The organism is Aeromicrobium piscarium (genome assembly GCF_007421815.1).
Lineage (GTDB): Bacteria > Actinomycetota > Actinomycetes > Propionibacteriales > Nocardioidaceae > Aeromicrobium > Aeromicrobium piscarium.
Genome location: NZ_VLNT01000003.1, coordinates 171,696 through 184,421 on the forward strand (window position 1 = coordinate 171,696; position 12,726 = coordinate 184,421).

Here is a 12,726-nt window from a genome sequence, read left to right on the forward strand (position 1 = left end):
ACGGAATCGTCCGTCCTCACGCGACCCGAACCCCACGGAATCGGCACGTGGTTTCGCGTAGGGTGTGCTCGTGACCGCCTACGATCGAGCCCGAGACGCCGCCGAAGCCCTGCGCGAACGCACCGGCGGCGTCAAGCACAGCGTGGCACTGGTGATGGGCTCGGGCTGGCTCCCCGCGGCCGACGCCCTCGGCGAGCCGAGCGTGGAACTTCCCGCCGCCGAGCTCCCGCACTTCACCGCTCCCGCGGTCGCCGGTCATGGGGGCACCATTCGGTCGGTTCCGGTCGGTGACACCCATGCTCTCGTCTTCCTCGGCCGGACCCATTTCTACGAGGGCCGCGGCGTGGAGGCCGTGGTCCACGCGGTCCGTACGGCTGCTGCCGCTGGCGTGGAGACCATCGTGTTGACCAATGGTTGCGGCGGGCTCGACCCTTCGTGGACCCCCGGAACTCCCGTCCTCATCCGCGACCACATCAATCTCACCGCGACCTCGCCCATCGTCGGTGCCACGTTCATCGACTTGACCGATCTCTACTCGCCGCAGCTGCGCGAGTTGGTGCGGGAGGTCGATCCGAGCATCGACGAAGGCGTCTACGTGCAGTTCCCCGGTCCTCACTACGAGACCCCTGCCGAGATCGCGATGGTCCGGGCGATCGGCGGCGATCTGGTCGGCATGTCCACCGTCCTCGAGGCGATCGCCGCACGTGAGGCGGGGATGGACGTGCTCGGCATCAGTCTGGTGACCAATCTCGCTGCGGGTATCAGCGGCGAGCCGCTCAACCACGAGGAGGTGCTGGAGGCCGGCCGCGCCTCCGCGGCGCGCATGGGCACGCTCCTCGCCGATGTCCTCCCTCGCGTGCCTCGCCGCTCATGAGCGAACGAAGCGAACGAACCATGAGCACGTCAGGCCGGCTCCCGCCTACCATGCGCTCTTCTGGGCAGGAGCTGGCATGAGCGAGCGAAGCGAGGGAACCATGAGCACGTCAGGCCGGCTCCTGCCTACCATGCGCTCTTCTGGGCAGGAGCAGGCATGACCGGGCCAGAGGCCATCGACCTGGCTCGCGCGTGGATCGCCCAGGACCCGGACGACGAGACCCGTGCAGAGCTCCAGCGGCTGGTGGACCGTCGCGATCACACCGTGCTCGCGCGCCGCTTCTCGGGCAGGCTGACCTTCGGCACGGCCGGCCTGCGCGGCGAGCTCGGGGCCGGCCCCACGCGGATGAACCGCGTCGTGGTCGCGCAGGCCGCTCGCGGCCTCGCCGACTATCTGCGGTCCCGCCACGAGCGTCCGGCGGTGGTGATCGGCTACGACGCGCGCGAGAAATCGGACCATTTCGCACGCGACACCGCCGAGATCCTCAGCGGAGCGGGCATCGCGGCGGTTCTCTTCAGCGCACCCACGCCGACACCCGTCCTCGCCTTCGCTATCCGGCATCTCGGGTGCACTGCCGGGGTGATGGTCACGGCCTCGCACAATCCCCCGCGCGACAACGGCTACAAGGTCTACCTCGGTGACTCCAGCCAGATCGTGCCTCCGGCGGATACCGAGATCGCCGACGCGATCTTTCGGGTGGGCCCGATCGACACGTTGCCACGGGGCGATGACTACCGGCTGATCGGCGAGGACGTGATCGAGGCGTACCTGGACGCGGCCGTCGGTCTCGTGGGCGAGCTTCCGCCGACTGCCCCGCTGGACGTCGTCTACACCCCTCTGCATGGCGTGGGGCTCGACATCATGAGCGAGGCGGCGCGCCGCGCCGGATTCGCCCCGTTGCATGTGGTCGCCGATCAGGCTGAGCCGGATCCGCGCTTCCCGACCGTGGCATTCCCCAATCCCGAGGAACCCGGTGCCATGGATCTCGCGCTCGCCCAGGCCCGTGAGATCGGTGCCGACCTGGTGATCGCCAACGACCCGGATGCCGACCGGTGCGCGGTGGCGGTGCCCGTCGAGGGCGACTTCCGGATGCTCACCGGCGATCAGTTGGGTGCGCTGCTGGCCGATCACCTGCTGTCCTCGGGTATCGAGGGCACCTACGCCTCATCGATCGTCTCCTCCGATCTGCTCGGCCGCCAGGCGGCGGCGTACGGGCAGCCCTGGCGGCAGACGTTGACGGGATTCAAGTGGATCGGCAAGGTCGACGGTCTCGCCTTCGGGTACGAGGAGGCACTCGGCTATTGCGTGGCACCCGCGATCGCCCGCGACAAGGACGGCATCACCGCCGCCCTCGCCGTCCTCGAGCTCGCCGCGCGGTCGAAGCACCGTGGAGTGAGCCTGCTGGATCGTCTGCAGGAGATCTACGCCGAGCACGGATGGCACGCGACCGGGCAGGTGGCTCTGCGCGTCGAGGATCTGTCGGTGATCGGTGAGACGATGCAGCGGCTGCGCACGTCGCCGCCGACCGAACTGGGCGGACGCGCGGTCACGCGAGTCGACGATCTGGCCGCAGGATATGCCGGTTTGCCGCCTACCGATGGCATCCGCCTACAGCTCGGCGAGGATGCCCGGGTGATCGTGCGCCCGTCCGGCACCGAGCCGAAGATCAAGTGCTATCTGGAGGTCGTGATCCCGGTCGACGATGATCTGGCGGCTGCCGAGCGCCGGGCGACCGAGGAGCTGGACCGTCTGCGCGCCGGTGTCACCGAGCTGCTCAGCTGACCCCACACCCACCCGCGGAGCTTCTCCCCCTCCCGCCGGGGACCCCGCGAGTGGACAAGATTGCACCACTCGGCGGCCTGGCGAGCTGCGCGCGTCAGCCGAGCAGGGAGACCAGGGCGTGGAGCACCAGTCCGACCAGGCCACCGACGACGGTGCCGTTGATCCGGATGAACTGCAGGTCCCGGCCGGCCAGCAACTCCACCCGTCGCGCCGTCTCCTTGCCGTCCCAGCGGTCCACGGTCGCCGAGATGATCGTCGCGACCTCGGGACCGTACCGCTCGACCAGGTGCCCGGCAGCATCGCTCACGGCGCGGTCGACCCGAGCGGCCAGTGCGGGGTCATGCTGGAGTCGCTTGGCGAAGGCGATGACCTCGGAGGTGATCCGGCGACGCAGCAGACCGTCATCATCGCGCAGAGCCGTGACTGCCGTCTGGCGGAAGGCCTCCCACAGCCGCGTGGCCGTCGCGACCGCCTTCGGCTGGGACAGCAGCCGTGCCTTGAGACGTTCCGCCGCCTCCATGGTCTCGTCATCGTGCTGCAGGTCGTCCGCTAGATCGGTCAGCCAGTGATCGAGGGCTCGCCGCGCCGAGTGCTCCTGATCGTCCCGGATATCGGCGAGCCAGGTCGTGACCTCGCGGAGGATCCGTTCTGCCACCAAGCGGTTCGCCCACTCCGGAGCCCATCCGGGAGCCCGTTCGGTGACGAGGCCGGTGATCCGTTCGGGATGCCGGTCGATCCAGCCGGACAGCTCGTCCAGCATGAGATCCACCAAGCCCGTGTGGGCGCCGTCGTCCACGATCTCGCCGAGCAGTTGTCCGACCGCCGGGCTGATGCGCTCGTCGACCAGTCTCGGCACCACGACCTCGTTCCAGACCGCCTCGACATCAGCCGGCGAGATGGCCTCCAGGACGTCCGCCCCGATCTGCGCGCCCTCGGCCACGATCCGCTCGGCGTGACGCGGGGCGGCCAGCCACTCCCCCGCCCGGCGCGCCACCTGTGCCTCCTCGATCCGCTCCTTGACGATCTGCGGCTGCATGAAGTTCTCGCTGACGAACTCCTGCAGACTCGCTCCGAGCTGTTCCTTCTTGCGCGGGATGAGCGCGGTGTGCGGGATCGGCAGGCCGAGAGGCCGCTTGAACAGCGCCGTGACCGCGAACCAGTCCGCGATGGCTCCCACCATCGCGGCCTCGGAGGCCGCGTGGACGTAGCCCACCCAGCCCCGGCCGTCCAATGTCAGCACGAAGACGACAGCGGCAGCGAAGAGGAAGGAGGTCGCGACGATCCGCATGCGACGCAACCGTCGACGGCGCTCGTGATCGGCTCCGGCCACGTCGGGCGACAACGCGATGCTCGTCATGCGGGCACTGTAGGCGCCCGCCGTCCGCACGGCCTCCCGAGGTCGTGGAAGCCCACTAGACTTCTGCTCGTGCCCCGTCGTCCCCGATCGCCGCGTACTCCCATGGCGGCAGTCGCCCGAGGCGGGCTCCGCGCCGAGGTCTGGATCGTTCTGGGGCTCTCCCTCGGCCAGTCGGCGGTGTATGCGGTGGTCAGCCTGCTGCGCAAGCTCGCCGAAGGGGGCGTGGGTGGCTCGACCGCGACCCTGAACCCCTCCCGAGCCGATCTGCAGTGGCTCGATCTGACACTGCAACTGCTCTCGATCTTCTTCGCCCTGGTCCCGGTCGCGCTCGCCCTCTACCTGCTGAACCTCGACGGCGAGCGTCCCGGCGTGCTGAAGCGACTGGGCCTGGACGGCTCACGTCCGCTCCGCGATCTCGCCTGGGGCGCCGGGCTCGCGGCGGTCATCGGCCTGCCCGGGCTCGGCCTGTACGCCCTCGGCCGTGCCTTCGGCCTGACCGCCGATATCGTGCTGAGTCCGACCGACGCCTACTGGTGGACGCCGGTCGTGCTGATCGTCGCGGCGGTGCAGAATGCCCTGCTCGAGGAAGTCGTGGTGGTCGGCTACCTCATGACGCGACTGCGGCAACTGCGCTGGGGTGCCCCCGCCGCCATCGCGGTGAGCGCGCTCCTGCGCGGCACGTATCACCTCTACCAGGGCTTCGGCCAGGGCGTCGGCAATGCGATCATGGGAGTGGTCTTCGGCTACTGGTTCTACCGGACCGGTCGCGTCATGCCGCTCGTCATCGCCCACACGATCCTCGATGTCGTGGCATTCGTCGGCTACGCGTTCCTCGCGGAGACCCTCGGACTGCGCTGAACTCATGAGACTCACCTTCGATACTGCCCTCCCGATCGCCGAACGACACGACGAGATCGCCGAGTTACTCGCCCAACACCAGGTCGTCGTCATCGCCGGCGAGACCGGCTCGGGCAAGACGACCCAGCTCCCGAAGATCGCCTACGAGCTCGGTCGTCGCCACATCGCCCATACCCAGCCGCGGCGGATCGCCGCGCGCTCGGTCGCTCGCCGGATCGCCGACGAATGCGAGGTCGAGCTCGGCAACGAGATCGGCTATGCGGTGCGCTTCGACGACCAGACCAGCGACGCGACCGCGATCAAGTTGATGACCGATGGACTGCTGCTCGCCGAGCTCCAGGGCGATCCGGAGCTGCGTCAGTACGACACCGTCATCATCGACGAGGCCCATGAGCGGTCCCTCGCGATCGACTTTCTGCTCGGCTACCTCAAGCGTCTCCTCCCCCGGCGGCCCGATCTCCAGGTCATCATCACCTCGGCCACGATCGACGTCGGGCGGTTCTCGGAGATGTTCGACGACGCTCCCGTGATCGAGGTCTCCGGCCGCACCTACCCGGTCGAGGTGCGCTATCGCCCCGTGGCCGAGTCGGATGCCTCCGATCTCGCCGAGGCCATCGACCAGGCGGTCCGCGAGCTGCCGCGCGATGGCGACATCCTCGTCTTCCTGTCCGGGGAACGCGAGATCCGCGACACCGCCGAGTATCTGAGCGGGAAGAAGTACCCCCGCACGGAGATCCTCCCGCTCTACGGCCGCCTCGCCGCTCAGGACCAGCAGAAGATCTTCGCCTCGCATCCCGGCCGGCGGATCGTGCTGTCCACCAATGTGGCGGAGACCTCGCTGACCGTTCCGGGCATCCGGTATGTGATCGACTCCGGGCTGGCCCGTATCAGCCGGTACAGCAACCGGCTCAAGGTCCAGCGTCTGCCGATCGAGCCGATCTCGCGGGCCAGTGCCGCCCAGCGGGCCGGCCGCTGCGGTCGCGTCGCGGACGGCATCTGCATTCGTCTCTACGCCGAGGAGGACTTCGAGGGGCGCCCGGAGTTCACCGATCCGGAGATCCTGCGGACCAACCTCGCCTCGGTGCTGTTGCAGATGGCATCGCTCAAGCTCGGCGATATCGACGACTTCCCCTTCCTCGATCCACCGGACCGCCGCGCGGTCAACGACGGTCTGAACCTGCTCGCCGAGCTCGGCGCGCTCGATGGCCGCAGGCTGACGAAGCTCGGCCGCACCATGTCGGGTCTCCCGGTCGATCCACGGCTGGGCCGGATGCTGCTCGCGGCGGATCGTCTCGGATGCCTGGCGGATGTCCTGGTGATCGTGGCCGCCATGTCCATCCAAGATCCGCGCGAGCGCCCCTTGGAACGCCAGCAGGCCGCCGACGAGAAGCATCGGCGCTTCCATCAGCCGGACTCGGACTTCCTGTCCTATCTGAGCCTGTGGCGCTATCTGCGCGAGCAGCGCGACGCGTTGTCGCACAGCAGGTTCCGGCGGATGTGTCACGACGAGTTCATCCACTATCTCCGCGTCCGCGAGTGGCAGGACGTGCACGCTCAGCTGCGTCGCACGGTCCGCGATCTCGGCATGAAGCCGAAGCGCGACCTGAGCGACGACGCCGACGCGATTCATCAGGCGCTCCTCACCGGGCTCCTCAGTCACGTCGCGCTCAGAGAGCCCGACGGTCGGGAGTTCCTCGGTGCCCGCGGCGCTCGCGTCATGGTCTTCCCCGGCTCGGGCCTCGCCAAGAAGCCTCCTCGATGGATCATGGCCGGTGAGCTGGTCGAGACCTCGCGGCTGTGGGCCAGAACCGTCGCGCGGGTGGACCCGGGCTGGGTCGAGAAGGCAGCTGGGCACCTGCTCAAACGCCAGTACGCCGAGCCGTACTGGTCGTCGCGACGGGGCACGGCGATGGCCAAGGAGCGGGCCACGCTGTACGGGATCCCGGTGGTCGTGGACCGACCGGTGCAGCTCTCGCGTGTGGACCCGGTGCTGGCGCGGGAGCTCTTCATCCGCCATGCGCTCGTGGAAGGCGATTGGCGCACCGATCACCGGTTCTTCCACGAGAACCGCGCCCTCCTCGACGATGTCGGCGAGCTCGAGGACAGGCTGCGCCGCCGGGACCTGCGTGTCGACGATCAGACGCTGTTCGACTTCTACGACGAGCGACTCCCCCAGGAGATCGTCTCGGCGCGGCACTTCGACAGCTGGTGGAAGAAGACGAGGCGACACGAGCCCGATCTGCTGACCTTCGACCCGGCCATGTTGCGCACCGACGAGCTCGGCGCTGACATCGACGAGCAGTTTCCGACGACGTGGACGACCCAGAGCAGCGACTACGATGTCGAGTACGTCTTCGACCCGCAGTCCAGTGCCGACGGCCTCGTCGTCACCATCCCGGTCGAGGAACTGCTGGGGGTCGACGAACGCGCCTTCGGCTGGCACGTGCCCGGCCACCGGCATGAGCTCGTCACCGAGCTCATCCGTACGCTGCCGAAGACCCAGCGCAGGAACTTCGCCCCGGCCGGACAGTACGCCGACCGGATCGTGCCGGAGCTCGACCTCGAAGCGCCCGATATCGTCGAGGAGCTGGCACGCCGGTTGAGCAGCTCCTCGGGCCTCACCGTGCGGCCCGAGGACTTCGCTCCCTCCGCCGTCCCCGACCACCTTCGTGTCACCTACCGGATCGTCGACGACGGCGAGGAGATCGCGAGTGGCAAGGATCTCGCGGCATTGCGTCGTCAGCTCGAGCCGCGCCTGCGCAGCGATCTGAACGCCGTGGCCGAGCAGGAGGAGCGCACGGGGCTGACGAGCTGGGAGATCGGGACGCTCGATCGGACCGTCGAGGCCGGGCAGATCACCGGATATCCCGCGCTGGTCGACGACGGTGACAGCGTCTCTCTGCGCGTGCTGTCATCGGTGGACGAACAGCACTCGGCGATGGTGTGGGCGCAGTCGCGGCTGATCGCGCTGGCGACGCCCTCACCCGTCGCGCAACTGGCGCGTTCGTTGAACCTCGCGGACAAGCTGCTGCTGTCCACGGCTCCCTATCGCGATCCGGGTGTTCTCATCGAGGACGCCCGGATGGCGGCCCTCGACGCCCTGGTGGTACGGCAGGGCGGGCCCGTCCACGATGAGGGCGCCTTCGCCTCTCTCACCGAGGCCGTGCGGGCGGACGTCTATCCGCTCGCCGAGCGGACGGTGCAGGGTGTGGTCGAGGCGCTGCGGGTGCTCGGCGAGATCGCGCCGGGAGCCGACGAGCCGGGCGAGGACGTCAAGATCCAGCTGTCCTGGCTCGTCTACCCCGGCTTCGTCCGCGAGATGGGTGCGGATCGCCTGCCACGGTTGCGGGTGTATCTGGAGGCCGCCCGCCGGCGGCTGCGGGCGCCGCTGACCCAGGACCTCGCGGCCGCCCAGGAGCTGGAGGCGCGCTTCCACGCGCTCACCGGCGACCTTCCGCTGTGGCTCCGGCGTGGGACCGCGGTACAGGAGGTGCGCTGGGCGCTGGAGGAGCTGCGCGTGAGCCTGCTCGCCCAGGATCTGCGCGCGGCGATCCCGGTCTCGGTCAAGCGCGTCACCAAGCGCCTCGACGCTCTGCAAGATCACCTGGCCGTGGTCACCCGGCCCACGCCCGCGCGCTGAACCACCCGGCATCGACCGATACCAGGCGTCAGTGGCGGTAGGCCATCAACCTCACGCCCCAGGCGGCGGTAGCTCAGCAACCTTATCGAGCCTCGATGAGGTTGCTGAGCTACCGCCTGCGATCAGGCGAGGTTGATGGGCTACCGCCCATGCTGGAGATACTCGCTCAGCCGACGCCAAGCAGGTCGATGATGAAGACGAGCGTTCGGCCCGAGAGACGGTGGCCGCCGCCTGCCGGGCCGTAGGCGAGCTCCGGCGGCGCGATGATCTGGCGACGTCCGCCGACCTTCATGCCGGGGATGCCCTGCTGCCAGGCAGCGATGAGCTGAGGAAGCGGGAAGCGCGCCGACTGGCCGCGATCCCACGAGGCATCGAACTGCTCGCCGGTCTCGAAGTCGACACCCACGTAGTGGACGTCGACGACGCCACCGGGCACCGCCTCGGGGCCGTCGCCCTCGATCAGGTCGGCGACCTGGAGCTCGGTGGGCGGGGGTCCTTCGATGAAGTCGACTTCAGGCTTGGAGGTCATACCTGCCATCCTTGCACGTATGCGCGCGACGATCCTCACATCCCCGGGCTCCATCGAGCTCCAGACGGTCCCCGATCCGCAGCTGACGACCGACTCCGATGCCGTCGTGCGGGTGGTCGCCTCCTGCATCTGCGGCAGCGATCTCTGGCCGTACCGCGGCCTGGACGGCGACCAGTCCGAGCCGCGCCGGATCGGGCACGAGTTCGTGGGCGTCGTCGAGCAGGTCGGCAGAGCGGTCGGCTCGGTGCAGCCGGGCGACTTCGTCATCGCCCCGTTCCTCTACAGCGACAACACCTGCGCGCTCTGTGAGCGCGGTGTTCACACCTCCTGCGTCAACGGCGGCGGCTACGAGGGATGCCAGTGCGAACTCGTGCGCGTGCCGCAGGCCGACGGCACCCTGGTGCGCGTCCCCGGCGGTGAGCCCGACGAGGCGCTCGTGCCGCATCTGCTGACCCTGTCCGATGTCTTCCCCACGGGCCATCACGCCGCCGTCAGCGCCGGCGTGCGGTCCGGGAGCACCGTGGCGGTCGTGGGCGACGGGGCCGTGGGGCTGAGCGCGATCCTCGCCGCCAAGCGGCTGGGCGCGTCCACCGTGGTCGCCATGTCGCGGCACGCGGAACGCCAGGAGATCGCCCGGGTCTTCGGCGCCGACGCGATCGTCGAGACCCGCGGCAAGGAGGGCGCGGCCGAGGTCCGCGAGATCACGGGCGGGATCGGCGCCGATGCCGTTCTCGAATGCGTCGGCACCGGCGACAGCCTCAAGCAGGCGTTCATGTCTACGCGTCCGGGTGGCATGGTCGGCTATGTGGGTCTCCCCCACGATGCGGCCTTCGACCCGCGCGGCAACTTCTACCGCAATATCGGGCTCGCGGGCGGTGTCGCACCAGTGCGCCGCTATCTCGACGAGCTGCTGCCCGATGTCCTCGACAGTGTCATCGAGCCCGGCAGGGTCTTCGATCTCATGCTCGATCTCGACGAGGTCGCCGACGGCTACCGAGCGATGGACGAGCGCCAGGCGACCAAGGTGCTGCTCACTCCCTGACCGCCCGGCCGCACTGCGCTCAGCTCTGCCAGCGCTCCTGCTCACGCGCGTGCGTCGGCAGGTAGGCGCCCGGGGTGAAGAGCGTGTCGTAGAAGTCGGTGTCCAGGTGCTGGGCCTGCAGGTAGTTCATGATCCAGACCGACGGCACGGTGCCGGGGAACTTGCCGAAGGTGTCGTCGATGTACTGCAACTGCAGCGTCAGCAGCTCGACGAACTCCTCGTCGAAGGGCGCTGCCGAGCCCCGGACGCCCGGGTTGTCGCGCCACCGGCCGGGAGTGGGCGGGTGGTAGGGGCCGCCCGCACCGAACTTGCGCTCGACCAGCGCCTCGACGACCGCACGCGCGGACCCATGGTGGGCGATCGTGGAGGTCTCGAAGATCCCCTCACGACCGGTCGGATTGGGCATCGACCACCGCGGATCCTCGTCGTACCGGAAGCCGAGGCCGGGCACGTCGGGGTTGCCGGAGGCGCCGAGCATCGAGATCCGGTCGATGCCGTCGAAGCTCCACCCGCCGAGGCCGATGCCGCCAAGGGCGAGGTGGCCGGCGTAGCTGGCGGTCATCAACTCGGCACTGGCCTCGGCCAGTGAGTACTGCTCGATGAAGCTCAACGGCTGCGGCTCGTCGAAATTGTGCAGCCGGTGCGCGAACGTATCGATGCCGGGGATCGGACGGTCGTTGACGTCGTCGTAGATCGCGTAGCCGTTCTGGTTGAAGAAGGCGATGTTGAGGAGCGTCTGCTGGGCCAGATCGGCGACCGGGATGACCAGCAGCGAGCCCGGCCAGTTCGCGATCCAGATGTTGTGGCCCTCGAGATAGGGCTGCTGCCGAGGCAAATAGAGCCGGTCATCGCTGAGCTTCACGGCACGGGCGATCACCGCGTTCAGCGCAGCCTCCACGTCGTCCTGGTCGTCCAGCGAGCCGCTCTGCCACGCGGTGTCGAGCACGTCGTCGCGGGTGGACAGGAAGTAGGTGCCCGAGTCGTCGGTGAAGAAGAAGTCGGTGGTGTGGAAGCCCGCCGCCGAGGGGATGACGCGCCCGATCGCCGAGCCGTTGTAGTTGGGGAACTGTGGCGCGTAGTCGGGATGGCGGGTGATGCCGAAGTGCCAGCCGGTCTGCCCGGTGACGGTGGCCAGCACGAGGGCACGCTGCACATCGGTGAGCGGGCGGCTCTCCTTACGGCTGGTGAACGCCAGCGGTCCGCCCGGGATGCTGCCGCCGACGGGGAACCGACGCGACCGACGTCCGAGCAGTGCCTCGTACAGACCGAATTCGGAGAGCTCACGGATCGCGGTGCGCTCGTGATCGGTCAGGCGGATGGCCGAGAGCCCGTTGTCGAAGACGGTCATGCGGAAGCTCCTTGGAGAGGATCGTGGTCGCGGGTACCAGCGATTCTCTCCAAGGAGCGTGGGCCTCTCGTGTCCCGTCCGCTATTTGAGCTGCGAGCTCGTCAGCCCCAGCACACGGCGGGCGACGATCAACTGCTGGATCTGTTGCGTGCCCTCGAAGATGTCGAGGATCTTCGAATCCCGCGACCACTTCTCCAGGAACTCGACCTCGCTGTAGCCGAGAGTGCTGGCCAGCTCCACGCAGCGCAAGGTGATCTGGTTTCCCACCCGGCCGGCCTTCGCCTTGGCCATCGAGGCCTCCAGCGAGTTCGGCTTGCGGTTGTCGGCCATCCACGCGGCGCTGAGCGTCAGCAGGTGTGCGGCCTCCCAGTCGGCCTCCATCTGCAGGAAGGTCGCGGCCGCGGCCGACTGCGACTGGGCGGGACGGTCGTAGTCGATCTCGATCCCGGCATCCGTGAACAGGTCACGTGTCAGCTCGAGGGCCGCCCGGGCGCATCCGACCGCCATGCCGGCGACCAGCGGACGGGTGTTGTCGAACGTGGCCATCGCGCCGGCGAAGCCCTTGGAGGTGTCGATCTCGGGATCACCGAGCAGGTTGGCGGCCGGGACCCGGCAGTCCTCCAGCACGATGACCGCGGTGTCCGAGGCCCGGATGCCGAGCTTGTGCTCCAGCCGTTCGACCCGGATGCCAGGCAGCGACTTGGGCACGACGAAGGACTTGATCGCCGCGCGTCCCTTGCTCTTGTCGAGGGTCGCCCAGACGACGACCGAGTCGGCACGCTCACCGGAGGTGACGAAGATCTTCTCGCCGTTGAGGATGTACTCGTCCCCGTCCTTGACCGCCGTGGTCTTGATCGCCGCCGAGTCGGAGCCGAAGCTCGGCTCGGTGATCGCCATCGCGGCCCAGGTGTCCTTGAACCGCTCGAGCTGCTCGTCGTTGGCGACCGAGGCGATGGCCGAGTTGCCGAGACCCTGACGCGGCATCGACAGCAGCAGGCCGACATCTCCCCAGCACATCTCGATGACCGAGAGCACCGAGGACATGTTGGTGCCGTTCTTGACCCCGCCCTTGTCGTCGTCCTTGACCCGCACACCCGCGGCCCCGGCGCCCTTGCTCTGCCCGGACTCGTTCATGCCGTCGACGAGCGAGGCGAGGAGATCGAGCTCCTTGGGGTAGGAGTGCTCGGCGAGATCGTAGGTGCGTGAGTTGGCACGGAGGAAGTTGGTGGCGACCTCGTTGACCTGCTTGACGAAGCCGCGGTACTTCTTGGGAGTCTCCAGATTGATCATGATCGT

General features: G+C 68.6%; 9 protein-coding genes. 5 read left to right on the forward strand and 4 right to left on the reverse strand.

The window, feature by feature from the left end; translation table 11 throughout:
- The first annotated feature begins 64 nt into the window (after positions 1-64).
- The gene (locus FNM00_RS05790; RefSeq protein ID WP_374190837.1) at positions 65-874 is read left to right on the forward strand and encodes a purine-nucleoside phosphorylase; all 810 of its coding nucleotides are present in this window, start codon (positions 65-67) and stop codon (positions 872-874) included.
- A gap of 156 nt (positions 875-1,030) precedes the next feature.
- The gene (locus FNM00_RS05795) at positions 1,031-2,656 is read left to right on the forward strand and encodes a phospho-sugar mutase (RefSeq protein WP_143912339.1); all 1,626 of its coding nucleotides are present in this window, start codon (positions 1,031-1,033) and stop codon (positions 2,654-2,656) included.
- 94 nt (positions 2,657-2,750) lie between these two features.
- Here the strand turns inward: FNM00_RS05795 and FNM00_RS05800 are convergent, their stop codons facing one another.
- On the reverse strand, positions 2,751-4,013 hold the full coding sequence (locus tag FNM00_RS05800; protein ID WP_143912341.1) for a DUF445 domain-containing protein: 1,263 nt from the start codon (positions 4,011-4,013) through the stop codon (positions 2,751-2,753).
- Positions 4,014-4,082: 69 nt separating this feature from the next.
- Here FNM00_RS05800 and FNM00_RS05805 point away from each other — a divergent pair, with 69 nt between their 5' ends.
- The gene (locus FNM00_RS05805) at positions 4,083-4,871 is read left to right on the forward strand and encodes a CPBP family intramembrane glutamic endopeptidase (protein WP_246065082.1); all 789 of its coding nucleotides are present in this window, start codon (positions 4,083-4,085) and stop codon (positions 4,869-4,871) included.
- 4 nt (positions 4,872-4,875) lie between these two features.
- Positions 4,876-8,511 carry an ATP-dependent RNA helicase HrpA gene (gene hrpA / locus FNM00_RS05810; RefSeq protein WP_143912343.1) on the forward strand — a complete coding sequence of 1,212 codons (3,636 nt, stop codon included), beginning with the start codon at positions 4,876-4,878 and terminating at the stop codon, positions 8,509-8,511.
- A gap of 166 nt (positions 8,512-8,677) precedes the next feature.
- Here the strand turns inward: hrpA and FNM00_RS05815 are convergent, their stop codons facing one another.
- The gene (locus tag FNM00_RS05815) at positions 8,678-9,040 is read right to left on the reverse strand and encodes an FKBP-type peptidyl-prolyl cis-trans isomerase (protein ID WP_143912345.1); all 363 of its coding nucleotides are present in this window, start codon (positions 9,038-9,040) and stop codon (positions 8,678-8,680) included.
- 19 nt (positions 9,041-9,059) lie between these two features.
- Between FNM00_RS05815 and FNM00_RS05820 the strand changes: the two genes are divergently transcribed.
- Positions 9,060-10,082 (forward strand): zinc-dependent alcohol dehydrogenase family protein, encoded by a 1,023-nt coding sequence (locus FNM00_RS05820; protein WP_143912347.1) that lies wholly within the window; start codon positions 9,060-9,062, stop codon positions 10,080-10,082.
- A gap of 19 nt (positions 10,083-10,101) precedes the next feature.
- Here the strand turns inward: FNM00_RS05820 and FNM00_RS05825 are convergent, their stop codons facing one another.
- The gene (locus FNM00_RS05825; RefSeq protein WP_143912349.1) at positions 10,102-11,430 is read right to left on the reverse strand and encodes a hypothetical protein; all 1,329 of its coding nucleotides are present in this window, start codon (positions 11,428-11,430) and stop codon (positions 10,102-10,104) included.
- An 81-nt stretch (positions 11,431-11,511) separates the two neighbouring features.
- Positions 11,512-12,720: an acyl-CoA dehydrogenase family protein gene (locus FNM00_RS05830; protein WP_143912350.1), complete on the reverse strand. Its 1,209-nt coding sequence runs from the start codon at positions 12,718-12,720 to the stop codon at positions 11,512-11,514.
- Positions 12,721-12,726: the final 6 nt, after the last annotated feature.